Below are 24,976 nucleotides of genomic sequence, written 5' to 3' on the forward strand. Positions count from 1 at the left end.
GACGTCGTGGTGGGGTGGGCGACATGAGCCTGCCCGCGTCCTGGGATCCCTATCAGTACCTGCTGCTCATGGGTGGATGCCTGCTCATCACGCTGCCGCTCGAACTCGTCCTGCGCGCCCGCGTGTACTCACGCCCGCGACGGTTGCTCGCGGCGCTGCTGCCCGTCGTCGTGCTGTTCAGTGTGTGGGACATCGTCGGGATCGTGCGCGATCACTGGTCGTACTCGCCGCGGTTCACGTCGGGTTGGGATGTGCCGCTCACCCCGATGCCGATCGAGGAGCTCGTGTTCTTCGTCGTCATCCCGATCTGCGGGCTGCTGACGTACGGAGCCGTCGGGTTCTGCCTGCGCCTGCTCGCCTCGTGGCGCTCGAGCGGGAGCGCGAGAAGTGCTCTCGCCCGGGTCGATTCGGACGGGCGGGCGGGCGAGGGACGCCATGTGGCGGCTGATGGCTCGTCCGCGCGAGGCGATCATCGCCCGTCGAGGGAGGTGTGACGTGCCCGAGTACACCGTGCTGACCGTCGCGTCGATGATCGGCGTCGTCGCTCTCGAAGGGCGTTGGCGCACCGGCATCTTCACCTCGGCGCGCTACTGGTGCTCGATGGTCATCGTGTTCGCGTTCCAGATCCTCGTCGACGGCTGGCTGACGAAGCTGAGCGACCCGATCGTCCTCTACGGGCGCGATCAGTTCCTCGGCATCCGCTTTCCGTGGGACATCCCGATCGAGGACTTCGGGTTCGGCTTCTCGATGGTGACGCTGACGATCCTGCTGTGGGAACACCACGGCCGCCGCCGAAAGGAGAACGCACGATGAGCGCGACGATCGAGGCCTTCACGACGGGGCTGCGACGGGTGCCGCCGTGGCGCCCCGGACGTGATGCGGCGGCCGAACGGCATGAGCCTGACGGTCGGGGCGGCCCTGCTGCGTCGAGGGTGGCGGACGCCGCGGCCCCCCACGTCGTCGTCGTGGGTGGTGGGATCGCCGGCATCAGCGCCGCCGTCGGGCTGGCAGAGCGCGGCGTGCGCGTCACGCTCATCGAGGCGGAGAGCAGCCTCGGTGGCCGAGTGCGCAGCTGGCCCGTCGACGTGCCGACCCGGGGCGCTGACGCGTCGGGCGCCCCGGACGATCGAGCGACGATGAGCCGCGGGTTTCACGCGTTCTTCCGCCAGTACTACAACCTGCGCGCGCTGCTGCGCCGCGTCGACCCGAGCCTCGAATGCTTGCGCCCCGTCGACGACTACCCGCTGCGTCACGCGGACGGTACGCAGGATTCGTTCACGCAGATCGCGACGCGGCCGCCGCTCAACTTCCTGTCGTTCGTCGCCCGCAGCCCCTCGTTCGGTCTGCGCGACCTGACGCGCGTTGACGCCGACCGCGCCCTCGACCTGCTCGACGTCGATTTCCCCGCCACGTATTCGCGCTACGACGGGGTGAGCGCCGCCGACGCCCTCGACGCGCTGCGGTTCCCCGAACGCATGCGCTCGCTCGCGCTCGAGGTGTTCGCACGCAGCTTCTTCGCCGGCCCGCGCGACTTCTCCGCCGGCGAACTCGTCGCCATGTTCCACATGTACTTCCTCGGTTCCGGCGAGGGGCTGCTGTTCGACGTCAGCCGCGACGACTTCGACACGACGATGTGGCGACCGCTGCGCTCCTACCTCGAGGACCTCGGCGCGCACGTCGTGACGGGTTGTCGCGTCGAGTCGATCGAGCGCGACGGCGAGGGTTTCCGTGTCAGCGCCGGCGCGGCTGCGGGTGCGGCGGGTACCGACGAGGCGAGTCGCGGCCGCCTTGACTTCGCCATTGACCGTGACGATGCCCATGGCTCGCTCCGCGCCGACGCCGTCGTCATCGCGACGAGTCGTGACGTGCTGCAGCGTCTCGTCGACGGCACCGACCTCGGCGACGAGGCCTGGCGTGCGTCCGTGCTGACCGGGGAGATGGCGCCTCGTTTCATCGTGCAGCGACTGTGGTTCGACCGCCCCGTCGCGGGGGGCAGCGCGCCGTTCGTCGGCACGGCCGCGTACGGCCATCTCGACAATGTCTCGCTCGTCCACGACCTCGAGGACGGCGCCGCGCAGTGGGCCACGCGGTGCGGCGGCAGCGTCGTCGAACTGCATGCTTACGCGGTGCCCGGCGACGTCACCGATGACGAAGTACTCGCCGACCTACGACATCAGCTCGAGCGCCTGCACCCTGAGCTCACCGGGTGCGAGCCGGTGCACGAGGAGGTGCTCGTCGAGGCCGACTGCCCCCTCGCCGGTACGGACGAGTGGGCCGCGCGCCCGGGCGTCGTCACGCCGCAGCCGAAGCTCGTCCTCGCCGGTGACGGCGTGCGCTGCGAGCTGCCCGTCGCGCTCATGGAGCGGGCGGCGACGACCGGTTTCGAGGCCGCGAACGCGTTGCTGCGCCACTGGGGGCTGCCCGGGCACGAGCTGTGGAGCGTGCCGACGCAGGCGCGGTTCCCGCGGTCGCTGCGCGCCGCCCGTGCGGCTCTGCGCCTGCGCGAGCGTGGCCTCGCGACGGTAGGTCGCGATTCGTCAGGGCGTGGCCGATGAGCGGACGGCAGAACGACGTCGCCCTCGACGCCGGACGTTCCGGGCGCGAAGGACGCGGGCGCGAGCGGCGCGCCGCGGGACGCTGCGACACCGAGAGTCGAGATGGAGGACGCCGCAGCGACGCGTGCCGTCTCACCGATGCCGCCAGCTTTCTCGACGCCGTGCAGGCGCGCTTGGCCGAGAGCCTTGCCTTCGCGGCCGACGCCGGCGGTGTGGTGACGGCCGGGCTGCCCTCGTCAGCGCTGGTCGAGGCATCGTCGCTCGAGACGCTCGTGCGTGATCTTCTCGCAGCCGGCGGCAAACTCGTGCGGCCCCGGCTCGTCCGCCTCGGGTACCTCGCGGCGCGCGAGTGCACCAACCCCGACGACGACCCCGCGACCACCGACGCTGTCGTTCGTGTCGCTGCGGCGTTCGAGTTGTTGCACCTGTTCGGGTTGCTGCAGGACGACGTCATGGATGCCTCCGACACGCGACGCGGCGCTCCGACCGCGCACCGCCAGGTGAGAGCCGCCGCAGCTCAGCCCGACGGCTCCGACGCTGCGCGCCTCGGCGACAGCGTCGCCGTCCTCGCCGGTGATCTCGCGTTCGCGCTCGCGAACCGCCTCGTCCGCGCTCTGCCGGAGCACGTGGCCGACGCGTGGGACGCAGCGGTCGTCGAGCTCGTCACCGGGCAGCGGCTCGACCTCGTCTTCGCCGCCGAGGCACGCCTCGACGAGGTGAGCACACGCCGCGTCGCGCACGCCAAGTCGGGCGCGTACACGGTGCAGCGCCCCCTCGAGATCGGCGCGTTGCTCGCCGGCGAGAGCGCGCCACCGGCGTGGCTGAGCCGATTCGGCGCCGCGCTCGGTGAGGCGTTCGCGCTCGCCGACGACATCATCGGCCTGTGGGGCGAACCCGCCGTCACGGGCAAACCGGCGGGCGAGGATCTGCGCGAACGCAAGCCGACGACAGTCCTCGGCCTCGCCGACTCGGCCCTCGACGGCGAGCTGACGCGACGCCTGGCGCCGGGTCGCGAACCACTCGACGAGGCCGAGACACACGCCTGGTTGCAGCGCCTCGACGCGGCGGGCGTGCGCGCGCAGGCCGTCGCCCGCATCGCCGAGCGCCACGCTGATGCCCTCGATGCTCTCGCGGCGCTGCCGCAGGGCGCGGTGCGTGACGAACTCACGCGTTTCGCCGACGAACTGGCGGTGCGCGATGCGTGAACGTCGTCAGGATCATCCAGCACCTCAGGCCGACGACTCGAAAGAAGCACCCCCGATGCGCGAGACGCCGATGACCGACGCGCCCGGCAAGCCGGCGGAAGCGACGTTCGGTGCCGCGCCCGCCGCTCCTACTACGGGTGTGCCGGCCGCGACCGACGACGTCGTCGTCCTGCTCGACGATGACGGCGCCGCGATCGGCACGTGCCCGCGCGCCGAGGTGCACACCCATGACACGCCGCTGCATCGCGCCTTCTCGAGCTACCTGTTCGATGACGCGGGTCGCCTGCTGCTCACCCGTCGCGCGCTGACGAAGGTCGCGTGGCCGGGTGTGTGGACGAACACCTGTTGCGGGCATCCGCGCCCCGACGAACCCACGCAGGACGCGGTGAGCCGGCGCGTGCGTGAAGAGCTCGGGCTGGATGTGACGCAGTTGCGCGTCGTCCTGCCGAGCTACCGTTACCGCGCGGTCGACGCGTCCGGCATCGTCGAGCACGAGATCTGCCCGGTGCTCGTCGGGCGCATCGACCCCGCGCAGCTCGCACCGCACCCCGACGAGGTGTGCGAGTGGGCCTGGATCGCCTGGCCCGACGCCGTCCACCTCGCGCGTCGCACTCCGGCGCTGCTCAGCCCGTGGGCGGCCGAGCAGATCGTGCTGCTCGCCGAGCAGCTGGGGGAGAACGGCCTCTTGACGCTCGCGCCCCAGCACGACCAGACCGCGCACGAGCACACGCAGCACGAAGAACACGAACCCCTCGATGGGAAGGATCTCGCATGAGTCGCATCGTCGTCATCGGAGCCGGCCTCGCCGGCCTGGCCGCAGCCTGTCATCTACGCGGCGCCGGGCACGACGTCGTCATCGTCGAGAAGCAGGCGCAGGCGGGTGGGCGCGGCATCCGCCTCGAGCGGGACGGGTTCACGTTCGACACCGGCCCGACCGTCCTGACGATGATCGACCTCGTCGACGAGGCCCTCGCGCAGATCGGCGTCGGCGTGCACGACGTGCTCGACCTGACGCTGCTCGACCCCGCCTATCGCGCCTGCTACGCGGACGGTTCGACCATCTTCGTCCGCCACGGCCACGAGGCGATGCGCGAGGAGATCGCGCGCGAGTGCGGCGCGAAGGACGCGGCGGCGTTCGACGACTTCGTCGCGTGGCTGCGGCGGCTGTACGAGGTCGAGATGCCGCACTTCATCGACGCGAACTTCGACTCACCCCTCGACCTGCTGCGCAACCCGGCTGCAGCCGCGCGGCTCGTGAGGCTCGGCGGGTTCCGTCGCCTCGGACCCGTCATCCGCGAGCGCTTCGACGACGAACGCCTGCACCGCATCTTCTCGTTCCAGGCGATGTATGCAGGTCTCGCGCCGGAGAAGGCGCTCGCGCTGTACGCCGTCATCACGTACATGGACTCGATCGAGGGTGTCTGGTTCCCGGCCGGCGGCATGCGCGAGGTGCCCGAGGCAATGGCGCGTGCGCTCGGGCGCACAGGCGTCGAACAGCGCTACGACACGACCGTGACGCGCATCCTCACCCGCGCTGACGGCGTCGTCGCCGGGGTCGAGACGTCCGGCCCGAGTGGTGACGAGCGCCTGCCGTGTGACGCGATCGTCTGCACGACCGACCTGCCCATCGCCTACCGGACGCTGCTCGACGACCTCGAACCGCCGGCCGTCCTGAAGCGTGCGACGTACTCGCCGTCCGCGGTCGTCTGGCACCTCGGGGTGAAGGGTGTGCCGAGCGACGTTGCGCACCACAACATCCACTTCGGCACGGCGTGGGAGGAGTCGTTCGACGATCTGCTCGTGCGCGGCACGCGGATGCAGGACCCGTCGCGGCTCGTCACCATTCCGTCTCGTGACGACGCCACCGCCGCGCCGGAGGGTTGTTCGACGTTGTACGTCCTCGAGCCCGCACCCAACCTCGACGTCGGGCGTGTCGACTGGGCGGCCGAGCGGCCGCGCATGAAGGAGGAGCTGCTCGCTTTCCTCGATGACGCCGGCTACCCGACGACGATCGTCACCGACGAGTTCGTCGATCCCACCGACTGGCAGGCGCAGGGTATGGCCGCGGGAACGCCGTTCGCGCTCAGCCACACGTTCCTGCAGACCGGCCCGTTCCGCCCGCCGAACGTCGAACGCCGCCGCCCCGGCGTATTCTTCGCCGGTTCCGGCACCGTGCCGGGTGTCGGCGTGCCGATGGTGCTCGTCAGCGGCAAGCTCGCCGCGGCGCGCGTCGAGGCCTACGTCGGGCGCTGACGGCTCGACGCTCAGGCGTCTCAGGGCGCTGGCACGAGGACGCGCAGGGCGTCGGGCAGCGCCCGGAACGTCGTCGGCGACGCCTCGAGCAGGTCGCCGTCGGCATAGACATCCCCGACGTGGGGCGTGATGACGCGGATGTCGCGTCCGCGCAGCGCTCGAACGCGTACACCGTCGACATGGGTGCCGCGAAACAGGCGCGGCAGCATCGCCGGGTAGCGCCAGCGCGCGATGTCGGTGACGACGGTGACGTCGAGCAACCCGTCGCTCATCGACGCGTCGGGGTTGACGCGCATCCCGGCCCCGAATCGCCCCGAGTTGCCGATCGCGACGTTCCACCCGGTGAACTCGTGCGTCACCCCGTCGACGACGAGCATCAACGGTCGCGGCTGCGCGTGCACGAGCGTCCGAGCGCCGCCGTAGGCGTAGACGAGCGAACTCGGCACCGCGCGCGGAGCGTCGTTGGCGTACGTGTTCGCCATCGAGTCGTAGCCGAGCGTCGCCACACCGAGGAAGACCGTGGCGGTCGACGGGTCGCGGTCGCCGGCCAGTCCGACGTCGAGGCGGCGTTCGCGCGCGACGGCGAGCAGCTGCGCGGCGCGTCGCACGTCGCCCGGGCCCCCGAGCGCGCGGACGAGGTCGTGCCCACGCCCCGCGGGCAACGGCGCCATGAGGCAGCCGCTCACGACGGCGCCCGCGGCCACCCGCCCGTAGAGCCCGTCGCCGCCGAGCGTGACGAGCAGGTCGTCGACGCTCGCGTCGGCGGCGACCTGCGACGCGTGATCCGCCGACCGCGTGACCACGACGTCGACGCGCCAACCGTGCGCGCGCAGGATGTCCGTCACCGGATCGATCATGCGAAGCGTCGCACCCTTGCGCGCAGCCGGGTTGACGACCAGGGTGACGGTCCGCGTCATGACGCCCCGGCCTCGCACGCGTCGGGGGCGTCGTCGACCGGCGGAACGAGCTTGCCGGGGTTGAGGATTCCGGCCGGGTCGAGCTCGTTCTTCACCGCGCGCAGGATGCGCGCGCCGAGCTCGCCCATCTCGTCAGCGGCCCAGGCGCGGTGGTCGGTGCCGACGGCGTGGTGGTGCGTGATCGTGCCGCCGTGCGCCGCGATGACGTCGCTCGCGGCCGTCTTGACGCGGCGCCACTGGGCGAGCGGGTCGCTCTCCTCGCGGCAGAAGAACGTGTAGTAGAGCGAGGCGCCGCCGTCGTAGAGGTGCGAGACGTGGCACTGGACGACGGCGTGCGGGCCGACCTCGGCACTGATCGCATCGCGCACCGCGCGGTAGAGCGTCGGCAGGTTCGCCCACGTCGTCGCCGTCTCGAGCGTCTCGACGAAGATGCCGCGATCCATGAGGTGGTCGCGCTGGTAGGGCCCGCGGAAACGGTGGCTCATCCAGTGCTCGGCGATCGACGCGGGCGCACGTCGCGCGCCCGACGCGCGCAGCACGCGGTGCGCCTGTCGCCGGCGCCGACGCAGGGTGGTGCGATCGGTGTCCTCCCAGCGCAGCACCCCGAGCGACGGCTCGCGGGCGCCGCGCGCGGCGAAGGTCGCCATCGCCGCGAGCCCTTGCGCCGACTGGGCCAGGATCGTGCGTGATTCCTCACCGTCGGAGAGGCGGCTGACGTCCGGCATGACGCCGTGGCCGAGATCCTGCGCGAGCGCCCGGAACGCGTCCAACCCGTCGGTGAACGAGTCGAACGCCCAGGTCTCGTAAGCGAATTCGGTCGGTCCCTCGTGCAGCTGCAGCGTCATCTCGGTGATGACGCCGAGCGTGCCCTCGCTGCCGATGAGCACGTCGATGAGCTTCGGCCCGGCGGCCGTCGCGGAGCTGGGAGTCCGCCCGCCGAGCGTCAGCTCGCCCTCGGGCGTGGCGAGGGTGACGGCGACGACGTTCTGCTCGAACCGTCCGTACCCGGAGGACGCCTGCCCGGAGCTGCGCGTCACGAGATATCCGCCGAGCGTTGCCTGTTCGTAGCTCTGCGGGAAGTGTCCGAGCGTGAGTCCGCGCGGACGCAGCACGGCTTCGAGCTGGGCGCCGCGCAGCCCGGGCTGGAGCGTTGCGGTGCGCGACGTCTCGTCGATGCTGACGACGGCGTCGAGGCGCCGTAGGTCGAGACTGATGACGCTCGCGAACCGACCGCGCACGGGGTCGACACCGCCGACGACGCTCGTGCCACCGCCGAACGGGACGACGGCGATCTCACGCTGCGCGGCGAGGCGCAGCACCTCGACGACCTCGCTGCCGTCGGCGGGAAACGCGACGGCGTCCGGCGCGTGACTGCCGTCGCCGGTGCGCAGCCGGTACAGGTCGGGGTAGCTCTTGCCCCCGGCGTGCTCGATGCGCTCGCGTCGTTCGACGCTGACGTGCGCGTCGCCGACGAGTGTGCGCAGGGCGGCGAGGCCGTCGTCGTCGAGGGTGGAGGCGGGCAGCTCGACGTCGTCGAGCGCGACGGGCGGAGTGTCCTGCTCAGCCGGTTCGATGCCCTTGGCGAGCTTCAACCCGCGCCAGACGAGCGGGGAGAGTTCTTTCTTGAGCTGCGGGTCTCCCCAGCCGTGCCACACCGAGCGCGGGGCGGTCTCGACGAGGTTCGCGTCATCCTTCATGACCCCATCATGCCGTGCGTGAGACACTGAGTCACGATTTGTCTCAATGTTTCATTGCTCCGACGGGCCCGTCGTGGCGGCGACCACACAGCGAGGAGGACGCATGACGCAAGACGATGCAATGCTGGCCGCAGTGCGGGCGGAGGTCATCGCCTACGGTTTTCGCCGCGCGACGATGACGTCGGTGGCCCGGCGCGCAGGCATGAGTCGGGCCACCCTCTACCGACGTGGCGCGACGCTCGACGACCTCGTGCGCGAGGCCCTCGTCGCCGACTTCGCCGCCGCCGCAAGCGACGCGCTGCCCCAGGTTCCCTCGAACGAAACCGCAAGCGAACCAGCCGACGGCGAGGCGGGCGCCGTCACCCGCGACGTCATCGTCCGCGCCGCGATCACCACGCTCGAGGCGCTCTCGACGGAGTTCACGCAGGCGCTGATCGAGCACGACCCCGAACTGCTCCTGCCCTATCTCGTCGAACGTGTCGGGCGCAGCCAGCGCAGCATTCTCGACGCGTTGAGCGCCGCGATCGCCCTCGCGCAGCTCGATGGCTCGGTGCGCGACGCGCCGGCCGACGTCCTCGCGATGGGCGCGATGCAGGCGCTCATGCCCTACCTCGTCAGCCGTCGACCGCTCGAGCAGATCGCCCCTCGTCAGGTGTGGCTCGCCGAGGCGGCCCATCTGCTCGACGGGTACCTCGCGCCCAGCCCGGCAGCCTCTGACCACCGGACCACCCCACGGAAGGCCGCTCCTGATGTCGACCACCCCCGGCCACCCCGCCAGTGACCCCAGCGTGGGCAGCCTCAACCCCACCCAACGCGCTGCGGCACTGCACCGCCTCGCCCACGAGCGCTACGACGTCATCGTCGTCGGCGCCGGGGTGACGGGTGTCGGCGTGGCGCTCGACGCGGCGTCGCGCGGGCTGCGCACGGCACTCGTCGAGCGCGTCGATCTGGCGGCAGGGACGAGTCGGTGGAGCAGCAAGCTCATCCATGGCGGCCTGCGCTATCTCGCAAAGGGTGACCTCGCCGTCGCCTACGAGTCGGCTTGCGAGCGTCATCATCTGATGACGAGCATCGCGCCGCATCTCGTGCGGCCGCTGCACACGGTGGTGCTCGACACCGGCATCGGTGAGGCGGCCGTCTCGAACCTCGGCATCACCCTCTCGGACGGGCTGCGCCGCGTCAGCCGCACGCCGTCGAATGTCCTCGCCGCGCCGCGCCGCATTCGGGTGCGTGACGTCGAGTCGCTCGTCCCTGGCGCAGTGCGCGGCCGCGCGGCGCTGCGCTACACCGACGGCCAGCTCGAGGACGACGCGCGCTTCGTGACGACCCTCGCGCGCACCGCCGCGGCGCACGGCGCCGACGTCGTGACGCGGTGTGCGGCGCGTCCGCTCGACTCTGAGTCCGTCGAGCTCACCGACGAGCTGACGGGGGAGTCGTTCGTCGCCCACGGCCACATCGTGCTCGCGACGGGGGTGTGGAGCGGCGAGCACGACGAGCGTCTCACCGTCACGCCCTCGCGTGGCTCGCACCTGGTCGTCCGGGCGAGCGCGGTGGGTAACCCTTCGGCGCAGCTCGTCGCACCGGTGCCCGGGCACTTTGGCCGCTACGTGTTCGCGATTCCGATCGTCGACGGGCTCGTCCTCATCGGGCTGACGGACGAGGCCGACCCGGACGCCGACCCGCTCGCTCCTTCCGTCCCGGACGAAGACGAGGAGTTCCTGCTCGCGACGATGAACGCCGTCCTGGCCCGTCCGCTGACGCGTGACGACGTCGTCGGGCGCTTCGCTGGTCTGCGACCGCTCGTGACGCGCGCCGACGCCTCGAGCGGGCAAGGCGCGACCGCGGACGCCTCGCGCAAGCACCTGCTCCTCGACGAGCCGGGCGCCCCGATCACCATCACGGGAGGAAAGTTCACGACGTATCGCCGCATGGCGCAGGACGCCGTCGACGCCGTAGCCCGGCGCGTCGGAGGCGTGGTCGCATCGTGCCGAACGCGTGAGCTTCCGCTTCTCGGCGCAGCCCCGACTGACGTCCTCGCTCGCGTCGCGGCGCCCGAGCGGCTCGTGCGCCGCTACGGCACGTTGGCCCCGTCGGTGGCCGCGATCGCCGACGAATCGTCGTTCTACGCCGAGCGCGTCGTGCCCGGATCGTCGACGCTGGTCGCCGAGTTCGTCCACGCGGTGCGGCACGAGGGTGCCATGACGCTCGACGATCTCGTCGAGCGCCGCACGCGCCTGGCTTTTGTCGACGCAGACCTCGAGCCGGCTCGCGCCGTTGCGGCGGAGGTTCTGCGGCGCGAGATGGGTCTGGACACCTTCAGAGAACTCCCAGTCGCGCACCACCGTGCCTGAACGTCCCTGACCGCCCTCGGCCAGTACCCTGAGGCCGGGAGGCCGATGCCGTGGCGTCCGAAAACGTCGTCGCTCGGAGGTCGCATGCTGCTCGTCCTGCTGCTGGCTGTCGCCTCCAGTGCGTGTGCGGCGCTGTCGACGGTGTTCAAGCACCGCGCCGCACAGCATGCCGTGGAGCAGCCGGCGGTCGACGAGCGAGCGGACGGTGAGAAGCTCCCCCGGCGCGGGTTGCGCGCCGCGGCGGTGGCATGGGTCGCGAACCCGACGTTCGCCATCGCCATGGTGTTCGACGGGCTGTGCGTCGTCTTCCAGATCCTCGCCCTCAAGTACGGCAGCCTCTCGGTCGTGCAGCCGGTGCTGTGCATGTCGCTCGTCATCAGCCTCGGGCTCAACCACGTCATGCTGCGTACGCGCCCGACACGTTCGGAGATCCTCCATTCGCTGACGCTCGTCGCCGGCCTCGTGATGTTCCTGCTCGTCTCCGACGCGATCTCCGCACACGGAGAGACGGCCATCGGTCGTCGCGTGCCCGCCATCATCCTCGCCGTCGTGGGCGGCCTGTTCGTCCTCGGCGCGGTGTTCGGCACGCGCTCGATGCGCCCGCGGATGCGTGCCCGGGCGCTCGCAGCGTCCGTCGCCATCGTCTACGCGACGACGGCCGGGTTGATGAAGTCGACGACGCAGATCTCACACCTCTTCGGTCTCGACGCGGTGCTGACGTCGTGGCAGCTGTGGGTGCTCATCGCGCTCGCTGCCTGTGGTCTGGCGCTCAACCAGGTGGCGTTCGCGGCGGCGCCTCTCAACGTCGTGCTGCCCGTCGTCGCCTCGCTCGATCCGCTGTTCAGCGTCCTCATCGGTGTCGGCGTCTACGGCGACCAACTGCGCGACACGCCCCTCGCCGTCGCCGGTGAGGTGGCCGGGCTCGCGCTGCTGCTGTACTCGGTCGTCAAGCTGAGCTCGGTGCGCGCCGCCCAGGGCGCGGCCGCCGAGGCCGAACTCGCGGCAGCGATGGACGGCGGCGCCACACCGCTGTAGATGCGTAACGAGTGACACCGGCGGCGCACACCTACCCGGCTCGATGCTCCGATGCGCGCTCGAGGTCCTGCTCGGGCTGGAAGTGACGCTCTCGCCCACTGCTCCAGCTGCTGCGGGTCACCAACTATTCACCTTCGCGGGACGCGTGGAATGAAGCCCGCAGGGCCGCTCGTGTTAGCGTGAGGGTGGTTGCTTTGCAGAACCCGGTTTTACCCCTGTTGTACATCACCTCAGGCGTTCACGGCATGCACATCAGCCTGAGCCTGCAAAAAGTGCAGGCTCAACGCAGAGAAACAGATTGAGGGATTTCCCATGGCACAGGGCACTGTGAAGTGGTTCAACGCTGAGAAGGGCTTCGGCTTCATCGAGCAGGACGGCGGCGGCGCCGACGTCTTCGTTCACTTCTCCGCCATCCAGACCAACGGCTACCGCTCGCTCGACGAGGGTCAGCGCGTCGAGTTCGAGATCACGCAGGGCGACAAGGGCCCGCAGGCCTCGAACGTCACGGCTGCCTGATCATCTGATCTCGTAGCGTTTTCGTACGAAGCCCCCAGCCGTTCGGCTGGGGGCTTCGTCGTGCGCCGACTCCGTCATGCTCGGGCGGGGCCCGTCACGCAGACGAGTGCGCCGCCCGTCCCTCGTGGGGTGGGCGGCGCAGCCGAGTCTGCGTTCAGTCGTGCGCACGATCAACAGGTGGCCGTGGTGTCGTCGATGGCCTGGTCGCTGCTCGATGAGCTGGTGCTCGCGCTGCTCGACGACGAGTTCGGGGCGGTCGACGACGAAGCGCTCGAGCTGGATTTCGGCTTCGGGGCCGGCGTCGAGCGATCCATGCCCTTCTTGATGAGGGCGCGCACCTTGTCGTAGTCGGGGTGGCTGTCGCTGATGACGGGGTAGGCGAGGTTGACGCTCTTCGTCTGGCCCTTCTTCATCGTGTTCGCGAGGTCGGCGAGGTCGGGCAGTTCGCTCTGCGGCAGGTCGAGCAGGATGTTCTCCTTGGCGACCTTCATGATCGAGGGGAACTGGTTGACCAGTGAGATGGGGTTGGTCTGGTCGATGAGTGCGTTGACCATGCAGCGCTGACGGCGCATGCGGTCGCCGTCGCCGGTCTCGACGCGGCTGCGTGAGTACCACAGGGCTTGCTGACCGTTCAGGTGTTGGCGTCCTTCGGGGATGCGGCCGGTGATCGAGCCGGGCACGATCGCGCCGCCCTCGATCTTGCCGCCGATGGCGATGCCCCCGGGAGGGATCGTCATGTCGACGCCGCCCATGGCGTCGACGAGGTCCTGGAAGCCCTTGAGGTTGATGACGGTGGAGTAGTCGATCGGCATGCCGATGATCTCCTGCACGACGTCGCGCGTCGCGTTGAGGCCGGCGTACTGCTCACCGGGGAACAACTCCGGGTGCTGCGTGTCAGCTTCGCTCCACACCGCATCCATCCAACAGGGGTCGCCCGCACCACGTTCGGGGCAGTGGAAGCCGTTCGGGTAGAGCTTGTGCAGCGGGTTCGACTCGGGGAACGGGACGTAGTTCCAGTTGCGCGGGATGCTGATGAGGGTCGTGTCACCCGTGTGGGTGTCGATCGAGGCGACCATGAGCGAGTCCGTGCGGATGCCCGTGCGGTCGCTACCCGCGTCGGAACCGACGAGCATGAGGTTGACGCGGGCCTTCTTCTTGAACGCGTTCTCCTTGGTGGAGGCGGCGCCCTTGCCGTTCTCGATGAACATGGTGCCGAACGCGTCCTGCGTGACGGTGACGGTGCTGACGGCGCGCGCGAGCGGCATCGTCACGGCGAGGCACATGAGGGCGGTGAAGGCCTTGAACAGGATGTCGCCGCGGTGCGACCAGCCGTCGGTGTGCGTCGTGCGCGCGGTGAGAACGATCGACGTCAACCACAGCACGAGGGCAGCGGCCAGCGCGACGAGGGCGAGCTTGAGGCCGGTCGAGGTGAGGACGTTGGCGGCGCCGGTGAGGACGTTACCGCTCAGGAGGAAGATGCTGAGAGCGATGCCGGCGATGACGGCGATGAGCAGGAGGATGACGCCGACGGTGCGACGTTTCGTCCACATCAACCCGAGGCCGGGGACGAGGGTGCTCAGAAATGTCAACGACAGAGAGCGGCGTAGCGTCGCACGGCGGCGTTGACGCTCGCTCGAGCGGGTCACGTCGGACGGTGCGTGCGCACCGGATGGTTCGTGCTCCGCCTGCCTCGCCATCGTGGCCCTCTCTGTTGCGTGTGAGGGCACCGAAAGCTGCCCCTGACACTCCATCATGAGGGATGAAGGAGGAAATGTCTCAATCTGGTGACGAAGCTCGACGCCGGCCGAAGCCCAGGTGTGAGTCTCCTGTGTTGACGTGTCGGGGGGAGGCGGTTTGGTGTGGCGGGGCGGGTCGGATAACCTTTCAGGGCTGCAGCGAAAGCTGCGCGGAGGAGGCGTCGCCTAGTCCGGTCTATGGCGCCCGCCTGCTAAGCGGGTTTGGGGTTTATAGCCCCATCGAGGGTTCAAATCCCTCCGCCTCCGCCAGCGAGAGTGACGAGGGCCCCGCCGGGCGCGACGAAGTCGCCCCGGCGGGGCCCTCGTCACTCTCGCTGAATGGGTACGGGGGATTTGAGGAGGAGGCACGACGCCCGCGAGCGAAGCGAGCGCGCGTCGCGCCGACGGAGTCCCTCCGCCCGTTCCGACAGCTCAACAACTCGCCCGGGCCGCCACAAGAGCGAAGTGAGCGCACGTCGCGCCGACGGAGTCCCTCCGCCCGTTCCGACAGCTCGGCCGCCCGCCCGGGCGCCACGGCACCCCACCCCTCGGTATCGCACCTGTCTCAACGGGCCACGCGCCCACGTCGGGGTCGTTAGCCTCGCAGGTGGTGTGTTCGTGGAGTGAGGAGTTCGTCGTGTCGGTGGGTGTGCAGCAGCAGGTGGAGCACGTCGATGTCGTCGTGATCGGTGCGGGGTTGTCGGGCGTCGGGGCGGCGTGTCGCATCCAGGAGGCGAATCCGGGCGTCGATTACGTCGTTCTCGAGGCGCGGGATGCGCTCGGTGGCACGTGGGATCAGTTCCGGTATCCGGGGGTGCGAACGGATTCGGACATGTACACGATGTCGTATCCGTTCGCGCCGTGGCATCAGGAGAAGGCGATCGCGGCGGGTGAGGACATCCTCGACTATATCCGTTCGACGGCCGACGCGTTCGGTGTGAGTGAGCGGATTCGTCTGCGGCACAAGGTCGTCAGCGCGGATTGGAGCAGTGCTGACGCGGTGTGGCGGCTGCGCGTCGACACGCCTGACGGCGAGGTCGAGACGACGGCCGGCTTCATCCACGCGTGCAGCGGTTACTACAGCTACGCCGAGCCGTATGCGGCGGATATCCCCGGTCTCGCGGAGTTCGCGGGCCAGGTCGTGCATCCGCAGTTCTGGCCGCAAGATCTCGACGTGGCGGGCCGGCGCGTCGTCGTCATCGGCTCGGGTGCGACGGCGATGACGCTCGTGCCGGCGCTCGCCGATCTCGGCGCGGAGGTGACGATGCTGCAGCGAACGCCGACGTATGTGCTCGCGCAGCCGTCGCGTGATCCGCTCGCGGCGGCGTTGGCGAAGATCCCGGACGAGCGGCTCAGCCCGCAGCGCAAGCACGCCGTCATGCGGGCGAAGAACGTTGCGGCGCAGTGGGCTTCGTACCAGACGGCGCGGCGCCTGCCGCGGGCGGCGCGTGCGGTGCTGCGTGCGAACGTCCGTCAGGGCGCGGGTGCGGAGCACGTCGACAGCTTCACCGCCCCGTATGCGCCGTGGGATCAGCGGTTGTGCATCGTGCCTGACGGCGACCTGTTCAAGGCGGTCAAGCACGGGCGTGCCAGGGTCGTCACCGACACGATCGCGAGCGTCGAGCCGGGCGGGGTGCGTACGGGTTCGGGTGAGCTGTTCGAGACCGACGTCATCGTCACGGCGACGGGTCTGGCCGTCGAGTTGCTCGGCGGCGCGAGCCTGCGCATCGACGGCGAGCCGGTCGACGTCTCGCAGCGTCTCGTCTACCGCGGCTGCATGCTCGAGGGCGTGCCGAACGCGGCGCTCTGCGTCGGCTACATCAACGCGTCGTGGAGCTTGCGCGGTGACCTGTCGCACCGGTTCGTCGCGCGGATGATCCAGCATCTGCGTGACGGCCGCTACCGCAGCGCGACGCCCGTCCCGCCGTCAGGGCTCGGCCGGCGCCCGCTGCTCGAGATGGATTCGGGCTATCTGCGCCGCGCGGCCGACATCATGCCGCGTCGCAGCGACGCCGCGCCGTGGACGATGCGGCAGAACTATCTCGCCGAGGCGCGCGAGATGCGCCGCCCGGACGTGACGACGGACGTCGTCTTCGCCTGAAGCGGAACTGCGAAGACGGATCCCACGGGCGGTGGAACCTGTTGTTGGACGCAGAGGTTGGCCGGACGGCCGAGTGCGGTGCTGAATGCATCACGAAGTTGGAGCATCGACGCAATGACCGGTAGCACCCGGTGAAGCGAGGACCTGTAGATCGGGGGGCGGACTAGACGGGCCTCGATGGCTCGGGCGCACCGTGCGCCGCGCCCGTTCAGTCCCGGGCGGCGAAGATACGGCGGAACACCACGAAGCGGATGACGGTGGCGATGGCGTTACCGGCGGTCACCGTCACGGTGTCCCACAGCGTCGAGGCGTGCGGCCACTGGTGATGTTCGAGGGCGAGGGCTCCGCTCGTCACGGCGAGCGTGACGACGAGGATGGCGAGGCTCTGCAGGTGAGCGTCACGGCCGCGTTCGTGGCCGGCCGCGTCGAACGTGAACCGCTGATTGACCCACGTGTTGAGCACCGTGCAGATGAGCAGCGCCAAGATGTTCGCGATCTGGTGGTTCATTCGCGTGTCGAGAACGGCGAACAACACCGTGTAGAGCACCGTCGAGGCGATGCCGACCATCGCGAAGCGCATCGCCTGCGCCGCTCCGGGGGAGCGCAGCGCGTCGAGGCGGCTGCTGCCTGGAGCGTTCGCCGTCATCGACTCGTCGCTCGAACCCGATGAGGTCGAAGCAGTAGAGACGGGCGCGGTCGTCGAGCGGTGCGCGGTGTCCGCGCCGGGCGTCGGGTTCACGATCGGTCCTCCTGAGACGATGGCCGCGGATCTTCGAGGGGCAGGGACACCGTGAAGCACGTGCGTCCCGGCCGGCTCTCCACCCGCACGGTACCGTGATGCGCCGCGACGACCGCATCGACGATCGACAACCCTAACCCCGTCGAGCCCTCCGTACGCGTTCGCGCTGCGTCCCCGCGCGTGAACCGCTCGAACAGGTGCGGCATGAACTCGGGCGGGATGCCAGGGCCGTCATCGGTGACGGTGAGCAGCACGTCGTCATCGCGCCGCGCGAGGCCGGCCGTCACCGTCGTGCCCGCCGGGGTGTGACGCCGCGCGTTGGCCAAGAGGTTGATGACGACCTGACGCAGGCGCGCCTCATCGCCGATGACCTCCGGGAAGTCCTCCAGATCCTCCGGCAGGTCGAGATGCCACACGTGCTCGGGCCCAGCCGCGTGCAGATCGCTGACGGTCTCGACGACGACGCGCGTCAGGTCGACCGGTTCGCGTTCGAGCTCGCGCCCTGCGTCGAGTCGGGCGAGCAACAGCAGGTCTTCGACGAGTGTCGTCATGCGTCCCGCTTCCGACTCGATGCGGCCCAGCGCATGCGTGACACCGACGGGAACCGGCTCCTTCTCGCGCCGCGACAACTCCGCGTAGCCACGGATCGATGCGAGTGGCGTGCGTAGCTCATGGCTGGCATCGGCGACGAACTGGCGCACCTGCATCTCGCTCTCGTGACGCGCGTCGAGCGCTGAGTCGACATGGTCGAGCAGGTTGTTCAGCGCCAACCCGACGGTGCCGACCTCGGTGTGATCGTCGGTCAGCGCCACCGGCACGCGCTCGTCGGTGCGCACGTCACCACGCCCCAGCGGCAGTTCAGAGACACGTTCCGCCGTCGCTGCCACCTGCTGCAGCGGCCGCAGGTTACGACGCACGAGCAGGAACGAGGCGCCCCCGATCGTGACGAGACCGAGCAGCCCCATGAGTGCGATGTTGCCGGCGAGCGCGCGGATGTTGTCGTCGATCGGCGCGAGCGGTAGCCCGATGAACGCGATGTCCCCGTCGGGCTTCGGCACACGCACGACGCGGTAGCGGCCGAGGGAGCCGTCGAAATCCATCGTCTTCGGCTTCGTGCCCAGGTCTGCCGTCGCGAGACTGCGAATCTGCGCTTGCGACAACGTCAACTGTGTGCCCGTCGCGGACGAGACGTAGTTCTGGTCGACCACGAGCGAATCAGGCGTCGACGACGCGTCGAGCGTCAGCCGCAGCACACTGCCCCCGAGGCCTGGTGCGCGACGGTGCGAGTCCTTGTCCGCCGGCCCGCCCAGCTCCGTGGTTCCCGCCGGCCCGCCGCCGACGGCGCGCTCGACGTCGATGAGTTGCTGATCGACCTGCTTCATCAGCGAAGTGCGCATCGACAGCACCGTCGCGGCCCCGATGAGCGTCAGCACGACGATGAACAGGGTGACGACGGACGCGAGCAGCTTCGAACGCAGCGTCCACCGGGCCGGGTTGAGGATCATGACGGGTCGCTGTCTCCCAGCTGCTCGATGGCGGGTGGTCGTCTCCGCGTGGGGATGGGGACGGGCTCCAGGCCTTCATCTTCGCCCGTGATCGCGTCGTGCTCGACGCGTTCTCGGGCAACGATCGCTGACGATGGATGCCCGCCGCCGCGATCAGCCGGCCGGCTTGAGCACGTAACCGGCGCCGCGCATCGTGTGGATCATCGGTTCGCGGCCGGCGTCGATCTTCTTGCGCAGGTAGCTGATGTACAACTCGACGACGTTCGCCTGCCCACCGAAGTCGTAGTGCCACACGCGATCGAGGATCTGCGCCTTGCTCAGCACGCGCTTCGGGTTGCGCATGAGGAAGCGAAGGAGCTCGAACTCCGTCGCCGTCAGGTTGATCTCGGTGCCGGCGCGCATCACCTCGTGGCTGTCCTCGTCGAGCGTCAGGTCGCCGACGGTGAGCAGCGACGTCTCCTCCTCGGCGAGCTGCACCGAGCGACGCAGCAGCGCCCGCACGCGCGCGACCACCTCTTCGAGGCTGAAGGGCTTCGTGACGTAGTCGTCGCCGCCCGCCGTCAGACCGGCGACACGATCCTCGACGGCGTCGCGTGCCGTCAGGAACAAGACCGGCAGCGCCGGGTCTTCGTCGCGCATGCGCCGCAGCACCTCGAGGCCGTCGAAGTCGGGCAGCATCATGTCGAGCACGACGGCGTCCGGCTTGAACTCCTTGGCCGTCTTGACGGCCGAGTTGCCCGTGGCCGCCGTCTTGATGTCCCACCCCTCGTAGCGCAGCGCCATCGAAAGCAGTTCGGTGAGGTTCGACTCGTCGTCGACGACGAGGACGCGGACGTTCGAGCCGTCAGGACGCTTCAGGGCAGGGGCAGCGGTGCTCATGACTCCGAGTCTGCGCCACCTGACTGTGTCCTTTCAATGCCGTTTCTGTGACGTTTCTGTGTGAGCGGCGAGCGGTGTGGTCCCACATGGCGCCGATGCGCACCGAGTGGGAGCGGGACGGGGAGGTCGACGTCGCATTCGGATGCGGTGGTGTTGCTCGCGGCGCTGCGCGCTCGTTCGTCGCCGAGACGGCCGCCGGGCCGATCGCGATGGCTCCGCCGGCCGATCTCCTCGGCGAGGTCGTCGATCGGGTGCCGCTCGTCGACGCCGTGGTACTCGCCGACGCGGTGCTCGCGCGTCATGAGCTGATGGCGAAGGACATGCTGAGCGAGTGGTCGACGAACCCACGCCTGCGCCAGGTTGCCCGTCTCGCCGACGGGCGCGCTGAATCGCCGATGGAGACGCCTGCGTCCGTTGTTCGTGCTGGCGGGCTTGCCGACGCCGGTGCTGCAGCACTCGGTACGCATCGAGGGAGTGAACCGGCGCTTCGACCTCGCATATCCGCAATGGCACCTCGCCTTCGAGTACGACGGAGAGCATCACCACACGAGTGAGCGGGCGAGGCGCGCGTGACGCTTCCACATTGTGCAGATGCGCACCCGTGTGGGGAAGACGTGACGCCGCGCCGTCCCACTCGGCGTAGAACTGCACCGAGTGGGAAGAACCCCGACACGCGACGTCCCACTTGCCGCGCATCTGCGACAAGTGGGACGTGTGGTCGGGGCTCCTGCGGACGGGCCGTCAGCGGGTGGCGACGACCTTGCGCAGCTGCGGGCGCGGGTCCGGAGCGGACAGGCGGGCGGCGTCGGATGCCTCGTCGGTGTCGAGCTCCTGCGACTTCACCTCGGCAGCGACCCGCTCGGTGTACGACTCGACCTCGGCGTCGCGCTGCTCCTGCGTCCAGCCCAGGATCGGCGCGATGATGTCGGCGACCTCGGCGGCCGCGTCGACGCCACGGTGCTTCGTCTCGATCGACATGCGCGTGCGGCGCGCGAGGACGTCCTCGAGGTGCATCGCACCTTCGTCCGTGACGGCGTACGCGATCTCGCAGCGCAGGTACTCGTCGGCGTTCGTGACGGGCTCGAGCAGCGACTCGTCATCCTTCGACAGGGCGAGCACGTCGTACAGCTTCGAGCCGTAACGGTTGAGCAGGTGCTCGATGCGCCACTCGGGCAGGCCCGACTCGGCGGCGATCTCGTGCTTGAGGTTGAGCATCGCGGCGTAACCGTCGGCGCCGACGAGCGGCGTCACCTCCGTCACCGACTCCTTGATCGGGCCGAGGTCCTGGGCCGCGGCGTCGACGGCGTCGGCGGCCATGACGCGGTAGGTCGTGTACTTGCCGCCGGCGATCGAGATGAGGCCCGGCTGCGGACGCGCGACGGCGTGCTCGCGCGACAGTGCGGAGGTGTCCTCGCTCTCACCGGCGAGCAGCGGACGCAGACCGGCGAACACGCCGAGGATGTCGTCACGCGTCAGCGGCGAGGCGAGCACCGTGTTGACGTGCTCGAGGATGTAGTCAATGTCCTTGCTCGTCGCGGCGGGGTGCGCGACGTCGAGCGCCCAGTCGGTGTCGGTCGTGCCGATGAGCCACTGCTGGCCCCACGGGATGACGAACAGCACCGACTTCTCGGTGCGCAGGATCAGGCCGACCTCGCCGGCGATGCGGTCGCGCGGGACGAGGATGTGCACGCCCTTCGACGCGCGCACGCGGAACCGGCCCTTGCCACCCGTCATCTTCTGGATGTCGTCGGTCCACACGCCCGTGCAGTTGATGACGACCTTGGCGCGCACGTCAGCCGTCTCGCCGGTCTCGACGTCGCGGATCTTCGCGCCGACGACACGGTCGGCCTCGGTGATGAGCGAGACGACCTCGGTCGAGTTGCGCACGATCGCGCCGTACTGCGCGGCGGTGCGGGCGACCGTCATCGTGTGACGTGCGTCGTCGGCCTGGCAGTCGTAGTAGCGGATCGAGCCGACCATCGCGTCGTTCTTGAGGCCGGGGAACATCTTCATCGTGCCGCTCTTCGTCAGGTGCTTCTGACGCGGGACGGAGCGGGCGCCGCCCATCTGGTCGTACATCGCGATACCGGTCGCGACGTACGGGCGCTCCCACGCGCGGTGCGACAGCGGGTACAGGAACGCGACGGGGTGGACGAGGTGCGGCGCGATGCGCGTCATCATGAGCTCGCGCTCCTTGAGCGCCTCGGCGACGAGCGCGAAGTTGAGCTGCTCGAGGTAGCGCAGGCCACCGTGGAATAGCTTAGAGCTGCGCGACGACGTGCCGCTCGCGAAGTCGCGGGCCTCGACGAGACCCGTGCGCAGACCGCGCGTGACGGCGTCGAGCGCAGTGCCGGCGCCGGTGACGCCACCACCGATGACGAGGACGTCGAGCTCACGCTCGGTGAGTTCGCGCCAGGACTCGGCGCGCGAGCTGGGGCCCAACTGTGCGCTGTACGGGTGCATGGTCATCGAAAACCTCCACTGCCGGGTCGAAGGCGCGTCGGAGAGCGCCGAGCCGCGCCGATTCTCTGGTCTTCCTTCAGCTTAGACCCGCCTGTTCGTCCCCGATACCGCCTGCGGGGGTGTCATTCCTCACCGGACGGCGGCGCAGCTCGCCGGGCCGCGTGGGCCACGCCCTGCCACGTGGGCCTCTCCCGGCAGCGTGGGCCGCGACGAACTGCGCGAGTCCGATCGACCTGGTGGGTGGTCGACGAGATCGGTTGAGGTGCCGCTGGCCCCGTGCGAGCATGGGCGCAGAAGTAGACACGATCTCGAGGAGCTGTCTCATGGAGCACGCCATCACGTGGGTCCTGTGGGCCGTCACCGCCGTCGTTCCCTTCCTGGGCCTGGCCTGGTGCCTCACGTCGCCGCCGGCCGAGGTGCGTCGCACGCCTGAGATCGCTGAGACCTCGCCCGAGCGCTGACGTCGTCCCCGGCTGTCCCGAGGCGTGGGAACCGCCCCGGCTGGTTGATCCCTTGCGCGTGCCAGGGCCACGATGACGGGTGTGACGCGGAACATGTCCCCGTCCGACCTGCCGGGGTGCGCCTGACGTAGGCTTCATCGGCAGCATGAGTGGTGGTCGTCACATGCCACCGTCGAACGTCGAGAAAGGCACCCATGAGCCTCGGTCAGGTCTTCGTCAGCGAACTTCTCGGGACGGCGATTCTCATCGTCCTGGGTGTCGGAGTGGTGGCCAACGTGCTGCTGCCCCGCAACGGAGGCTTCGGGGGAGGGCCTCTGATGATCAACATCGGGTGGGGCTTCGCCGTCTTCGCCGGTGTCTTCGCCTCGTACAAGTCGGGCGCGCACCTCAACCCGGCCGTCACTCTGGGCATCCTCGCCTCGGGGGCCGATGAGTACGCGAAGGGCGTCGACATCAGCGTCGCGTCGACCTTCGTGTATCTCGCGGCGCAGTTCATCGGCGGCTTCATCGGTGCCGTCGTCGTCTGGGCCGCCTACAAGAAGCAGTTCGACGATCACGAGGACGCCCCGACGAACGTCTTCTCGACGGCTCCCGCCGTGCGCGCGCCGTTCTGGAACGTCGTCACCGAGGTCGTCGGCACGTTCATCCTCGTCTTCACGATCCTCGCGTTCACGAAGACCCCGAGCCAGGCCGGCCCGCTCAACGTCGCGTTCCTCGTCGTCGCGATCGGCGTCAGCCTGGGTGGCCCGACGGGTTATGCCATCAACCCCGCCCGTGACCTCGCTCCGCGTCTCGCGCACTTCGTCCTGCCGATCCCGCGCAAGGACGACTCCAACTGGGGTTACGCCTGGGTGCCGGTCGTCGGCCCCGTCATCGGTGGTGTGCTCGCCGGTCTCGCCGCCCACGCCTACATCGGCTGACGCAGAAGCGCACACTGGACACCAGCAGCATCGAACACGGATCGCACGAGGAGTGAACATGGCTGACAAGGCCGAGAAGAAGTACGTCGCCGCCATCGACCAGGGCACGACGAGCACGCGCTGCATGATCTTCGACCATGACGGCGAGGTCGTCGCCGTCGCGCAGATGGAGCACCAGCAGGTCTTCCCGAAGGCGGGCTGGGTCGAGCACGACGCCCTCGAGATCTGGACGAACACGCGCAAGGTCTGTGCCGAGGCCCTCGCAAAGGGTGACCTCGACTCCGACGACATCGCCGCCGTCGGCATCACCAACCAGCGTGAGACGACGCTCGTGTGGGACAAGAACACCGGCAAGCCGGTCTACAACGCGATCGTCTGGCAGGACACGCGCACCGACGCGATCTGCAAGGAACTCGCCGGTGACGCAGGCAGCGAGAAGTACAAGGACGTGTGCGGTCTGCCGCTCGCGACGTACTTCGCCGGCCCGAAGGCCAAGTGGATCCTCGACAACGTCGACGGCGCACGCGAGAAGGCCGAGAAGGGCGACCTGCTGTTCGGAACGATGGACACGTGGGTCATCTGGAACATGACGGGCGGGCCGAAGGGCGGCGTCCACGTCACCGACGTCACCAACGCCTCACGCACGATGCTGATGAACCTCGACACCCTCGAGTGGGACGAGGACATCGCGAAGGACATGGGCATCCCCATGTCGATGCTGCCTGAGATCCGCAGCAGCAGCGAGGTCTACGGCAAGGTGCGTCACCGCGGCATCCTCAAGGACGTGCCGATCTCCGGCGCGCTCGGCGACCAGCAGGCCGCGACGTTCGGCCAGGTCTGCTTCGAGCCCGGCACCGCGAAGAACACGTACGGCACGGGCAACTTCCTCATCCTCAACACGGGTGAGGAGAAGGTGATGAGCAAGAACGGCCTGCTCACGACCGTCTGCTACAAGATCGGCGACGAGAAGCCCGTCTATGCACTCGAGGGTTCGATCGCCGTCACCGGCTCGCTCGTGCAGTGGCTGCGTGACAACCTCAAGCTCATCAAGGACGCCAAGGAAGTCGAGAAGTACGCGAAGGAGGTCGACGACAACGGCGACGTCTACGTCGTCCCCGCCTTCTCCGGCCTGTTCGCGCCGCACTGGCGCAGCGACGCGCGCGGCGCCATCGTCGGCCTCACCCGCTTCGCGAACCGCGGCCACATCTGCCGCGCCGCCCTCGAGGCCGTCGCGTTCCAGAGCCAGGAGGTCGTCAAGGCAATGAACGCCGACTCCGGCGTCGACCTCACCGAGCTCAAGGTCGACGGCGGCATGGTCGTCAACGAGACGCTCATGCAGTTCCAGAGCGACCTGCTCGACGTCGACGTCATCCGCCCGAAGATCAACGAGACAACCGCGCTCGGCGCCGCGTACGCCGCGGGGCTCGCCGTCGGGTTCTGGAAGGACCTCGACGACTTGCGCCGTCAGTGGGCCGAGGGCAAGCGTTGGGAGCCGTCGATGGACGACGCAGAGCGTCAGCGTCTGCTCAAGCGCTGGGGTCAGGCCGTCGAGCGCACGCTCGACTGGGCTGAGTGATCGCCCGCCCACGACCGACGACCGCACCCCCTGCCTCGGTGCAGGGGGTGCGGTCGTCGGTCGTCGC

General features: G+C 69.4%; 22 protein-coding genes and 1 tRNA gene. 16 read left to right on the forward strand and 7 right to left on the reverse strand.

Features of this window, described 5'->3' with window-relative positions; translation table 11 throughout:
• Positions 1-23: 23 nt before the first annotated feature.
• Genes ABH936_RS10510 through crtI form a run of 6 tightly spaced genes read left to right on the forward strand, consistent with a single transcriptional unit; the run spans position 24 to position 6,013 of the window.
• Complete coding sequence (locus tag ABH936_RS10510) at positions 24-494, forward strand: lycopene cyclase domain-containing protein (RefSeq protein WP_040014990.1); 471 nt, start codon at positions 24-26, stop codon at positions 492-494.
• A gap of 1 nt (position 495) precedes the next feature.
• Positions 496-813, forward strand: coding sequence for a lycopene cyclase domain-containing protein (locus ABH936_RS10515; protein ID WP_038566746.1), 318 nt, complete (start codon positions 496-498; stop codon positions 811-813).
• Positions 810-2,555 carry an FAD-dependent oxidoreductase gene (locus ABH936_RS10520; RefSeq protein ID WP_404603228.1) on the forward strand — a complete coding sequence of 582 codons (1,746 nt, stop codon included), beginning with the start codon at positions 810-812 and terminating at the stop codon, positions 2,553-2,555. The genes ABH936_RS10515 and ABH936_RS10520 overlap by 4 nt, the downstream gene beginning before the upstream one ends.
• Positions 2,552-3,760, forward strand: a complete 1,209-nt coding sequence (locus ABH936_RS10525) for a polyprenyl synthetase family protein (protein ID WP_165583798.1) — start codon at positions 2,552-2,554, stop codon at positions 3,758-3,760. The genes ABH936_RS10520 and ABH936_RS10525 overlap by 4 nt, the downstream gene beginning before the upstream one ends.
• Before the next feature lie 55 nt (positions 3,761-3,815).
• Complete coding sequence (gene idi, locus ABH936_RS10530) at positions 3,816-4,535, forward strand: isopentenyl-diphosphate Delta-isomerase (protein ID WP_239303142.1); 720 nt, start codon at positions 3,816-3,818, stop codon at positions 4,533-4,535.
• A complete protein-coding gene (crtI, locus tag ABH936_RS10535) occupies positions 4,532-6,013 on the forward strand; it encodes a phytoene desaturase family protein (protein ID WP_165583799.1) in 1,482 nt (493 codons plus the stop codon). Before idi ends, crtI begins: the two co-directional genes overlap by 4 nt.
• Positions 6,014-6,033: 20 nt before the next feature.
• On the opposite strand, the gene ABH936_RS10540 is transcribed toward crtI, so the two are convergent.
• Both ABH936_RS10540 and ABH936_RS10545 read right to left on the reverse strand, forming a co-directional pair.
• Positions 6,034-6,930 (reverse strand): diacylglycerol kinase family protein, encoded by an 897-nt coding sequence (locus ABH936_RS10540; RefSeq protein ID WP_165583800.1) that lies wholly within the window; start codon positions 6,928-6,930, stop codon positions 6,034-6,036.
• Positions 6,927-8,627: an FAD-binding oxidoreductase gene (locus ABH936_RS10545; RefSeq protein ID WP_165583801.1), complete on the reverse strand. Its 1,701-nt coding sequence runs from the start codon at positions 8,625-8,627 to the stop codon at positions 6,927-6,929. Before ABH936_RS10545 ends, ABH936_RS10540 begins: the two co-directional genes overlap by 4 nt.
• 103 nt (positions 8,628-8,730) lie before the next feature.
• On the opposite strand from ABH936_RS10545, the gene ABH936_RS10550 reads away from it, so the two are divergent.
• The 4 genes from ABH936_RS10550 to ABH936_RS10565 all read left to right on the forward strand — a co-directional run bounded on the left by ABH936_RS10550 (position 8,731) and on the right by ABH936_RS10565 (position 12,529).
• Positions 8,731-9,408, forward strand: coding sequence for a TetR/AcrR family transcriptional regulator (locus ABH936_RS10550; RefSeq protein ID WP_165583802.1), 678 nt, complete (start codon positions 8,731-8,733; stop codon positions 9,406-9,408).
• A complete protein-coding gene (locus ABH936_RS10555) occupies positions 9,377-10,978 on the forward strand; it encodes a glycerol-3-phosphate dehydrogenase/oxidase (RefSeq protein ID WP_404603229.1) in 1,602 nt (533 codons plus the stop codon). The genes ABH936_RS10550 and ABH936_RS10555 overlap by 32 nt, the downstream gene beginning before the upstream one ends.
• 84 nt (positions 10,979-11,062) lie before the next feature.
• A complete protein-coding gene (locus tag ABH936_RS10560) occupies positions 11,063-12,013 on the forward strand; it encodes a DMT family transporter (protein WP_404603230.1) in 951 nt (316 codons plus the stop codon).
• 312 nt (positions 12,014-12,325) lie between these two features.
• Entirely contained in the window at positions 12,326-12,529 is a 204-nt protein-coding gene (locus ABH936_RS10565) for a cold-shock protein (protein ID WP_006946709.1), read from the forward strand.
• A gap of 170 nt (positions 12,530-12,699) precedes the next feature.
• Here ABH936_RS10565 and ABH936_RS10570 read toward each other — a convergent pair whose 3' ends face one another.
• Positions 12,700-14,226: an LCP family protein gene (locus ABH936_RS10570; protein ID WP_006946746.1), complete on the reverse strand. Its 1,527-nt coding sequence runs from the start codon at positions 14,224-14,226 to the stop codon at positions 12,700-12,702.
• A 214-nt stretch (positions 14,227-14,440) separates the two neighbouring features.
• On the opposite strand from ABH936_RS10570, the gene ABH936_RS10575 reads away from it, so the two are divergent.
• Together ABH936_RS10575 and ABH936_RS10580 are read left to right on the forward strand one after the other, a co-directional pair.
• Positions 14,441-14,535 (forward strand) — tRNA-Ser (locus ABH936_RS10575).
• A gap of 367 nt (positions 14,536-14,902) precedes the next feature.
• On the forward strand, positions 14,903-16,366 hold the full coding sequence (locus ABH936_RS10580) for an NAD(P)/FAD-dependent oxidoreductase (RefSeq protein WP_253184065.1): 1,464 nt from the start codon (positions 14,903-14,905) through the stop codon (positions 16,364-16,366).
• A 208-nt stretch (positions 16,367-16,574) separates the two neighbouring features.
• On the opposite strand, the gene ABH936_RS10585 is transcribed toward ABH936_RS10580, so the two are convergent.
• The 3 genes from ABH936_RS10585 to ABH936_RS10595 form a co-directional block, all read right to left on the reverse strand.
• Complete coding sequence (locus tag ABH936_RS10585; RefSeq protein WP_074039765.1) at positions 16,575-17,105, reverse strand: GtrA family protein; 531 nt, start codon at positions 17,103-17,105, stop codon at positions 16,575-16,577.
• Complete coding sequence (locus ABH936_RS10590; RefSeq protein WP_404603232.1) at positions 17,102-18,610, reverse strand: sensor histidine kinase; 1,509 nt, start codon at positions 18,608-18,610, stop codon at positions 17,102-17,104. Before ABH936_RS10590 ends, ABH936_RS10585 begins: the two co-directional genes overlap by 4 nt.
• 153 nt (positions 18,611-18,763) lie before the next feature.
• Complete coding sequence (locus tag ABH936_RS10595; RefSeq protein ID WP_062257047.1) at positions 18,764-19,489, reverse strand: response regulator transcription factor; 726 nt, start codon at positions 19,487-19,489, stop codon at positions 18,764-18,766.
• Positions 19,490-19,563: 74 nt separating this feature from the next.
• Between ABH936_RS10595 and ABH936_RS10600 the strand changes: the two genes are divergently transcribed.
• Complete coding sequence (locus ABH936_RS10600) at positions 19,564-20,043, forward strand: hypothetical protein (protein ID WP_404603233.1); 480 nt, start codon at positions 19,564-19,566, stop codon at positions 20,041-20,043.
• A 187-nt stretch (positions 20,044-20,230) separates the two neighbouring features.
• Here ABH936_RS10600 and ABH936_RS10605 read toward each other — a convergent pair whose 3' ends face one another.
• Complete coding sequence (locus tag ABH936_RS10605; protein WP_006946713.1) at positions 20,231-21,958, reverse strand: glycerol-3-phosphate dehydrogenase/oxidase; 1,728 nt, start codon at positions 21,956-21,958, stop codon at positions 20,231-20,233.
• 317 nt (positions 21,959-22,275) lie between these two features.
• Between ABH936_RS10605 and ABH936_RS10610 the strand changes: the two genes are divergently transcribed.
• The 3 genes from ABH936_RS10610 to glpK all read left to right on the forward strand — a co-directional run bounded on the left by ABH936_RS10610 (position 22,276) and on the right by glpK (position 24,909).
• A complete protein-coding gene (locus ABH936_RS10610) occupies positions 22,276-22,413 on the forward strand; it encodes a hypothetical protein (protein WP_006946717.1) in 138 nt (45 codons plus the stop codon).
• Positions 22,414-22,607: 194 nt separating this feature from the next.
• Positions 22,608-23,333 carry an MIP/aquaporin family protein gene (locus ABH936_RS10615; RefSeq protein WP_006946749.1) on the forward strand — a complete coding sequence of 242 codons (726 nt, stop codon included), beginning with the start codon at positions 22,608-22,610 and terminating at the stop codon, positions 23,331-23,333.
• A gap of 58 nt (positions 23,334-23,391) precedes the next feature.
• Entirely contained in the window at positions 23,392-24,909 is a 1,518-nt protein-coding gene (gene glpK, locus ABH936_RS10620; protein WP_074045988.1) for a glycerol kinase GlpK, read from the forward strand.
• The last annotated feature ends 67 nt before the right edge of the window (positions 24,910-24,976 follow it).

Origin of the sequence: Dermacoccus sp. GAS27A (assembly GCF_044909235.1) — a bacterium.
Taxonomy (GTDB): domain Bacteria; phylum Actinomycetota; class Actinomycetes; order Actinomycetales; family Dermatophilaceae; genus Dermacoccus; species Dermacoccus nishinomiyaensis.

Coding starts and splice junctions, on each gene's coding strand:
- ABH936_RS10565 (WP_006946709.1), top strand. CDS start 12,326: ATGGCACAGGGCACTGTGAAGTGGTTCAACGCTGAGAAGGGCTTCGGC.
- ABH936_RS10525 (WP_165583798.1), top strand. CDS start 2,552: ATGAGCGGACGGCAGAACGACGTCGCCCTCGACGCCGGACGTTCCGGG.
- idi (WP_239303142.1), top strand. CDS start 3,816: ATGCGCGAGACGCCGATGACCGACGCGCCCGGCAAGCCGGCGGAAGCG.
- crtI (WP_165583799.1), top strand. CDS start 4,532: ATGAGTCGCATCGTCGTCATCGGAGCCGGCCTCGCCGGCCTGGCCGCA.
- ABH936_RS10615 (WP_006946749.1), top strand. CDS start 22,608: ATGAGCCTCGGTCAGGTCTTCGTCAGCGAACTTCTCGGGACGGCGATT.
- ABH936_RS10545 (WP_165583801.1), bottom strand. CDS start 8,627: ATGAAGGATGACGCGAACCTCGTCGAGACCGCCCCGCGCTCGGTGTGG.
- ABH936_RS10605 (WP_006946713.1), bottom strand. CDS start 21,958: ATGACCATGCACCCGTACAGCGCACAGTTGGGCCCCAGCTCGCGCGCC.
- ABH936_RS10570 (WP_006946746.1), bottom strand. CDS start 14,226: ATGGCGAGGCAGGCGGAGCACGAACCATCCGGTGCGCACGCACCGTCC.
- ABH936_RS10610 (WP_006946717.1), top strand. CDS start 22,276: ATGGAGCACGCCATCACGTGGGTCCTGTGGGCCGTCACCGCCGTCGTT.
- ABH936_RS10555 (WP_404603229.1), top strand. CDS start 9,377: ATGTCGACCACCCCCGGCCACCCCGCCAGTGACCCCAGCGTGGGCAGC.
- glpK (WP_074045988.1), top strand. CDS start 23,392: ATGGCTGACAAGGCCGAGAAGAAGTACGTCGCCGCCATCGACCAGGGC.
- ABH936_RS10560 (WP_404603230.1), top strand. CDS start 11,063: ATGCTGCTCGTCCTGCTGCTGGCTGTCGCCTCCAGTGCGTGTGCGGCG.
- ABH936_RS10510 (WP_040014990.1), top strand. CDS start 24: ATGAGCCTGCCCGCGTCCTGGGATCCCTATCAGTACCTGCTGCTCATG.
- ABH936_RS10550 (WP_165583802.1), top strand. CDS start 8,731: ATGACGCAAGACGATGCAATGCTGGCCGCAGTGCGGGCGGAGGTCATC.
- ABH936_RS10590 (WP_404603232.1), bottom strand. CDS start 18,610: ATGATCCTCAACCCGGCCCGGTGGACGCTGCGTTCGAAGCTGCTCGCG.
- ABH936_RS10520 (WP_404603228.1), top strand. CDS start 810: ATGAGCGCGACGATCGAGGCCTTCACGACGGGGCTGCGACGGGTGCCG.
- ABH936_RS10540 (WP_165583800.1), bottom strand. CDS start 6,930: ATGACGCGGACCGTCACCCTGGTCGTCAACCCGGCTGCGCGCAAGGGT.
- ABH936_RS10595 (WP_062257047.1), bottom strand. CDS start 19,489: ATGAGCACCGCTGCCCCTGCCCTGAAGCGTCCTGACGGCTCGAACGTC.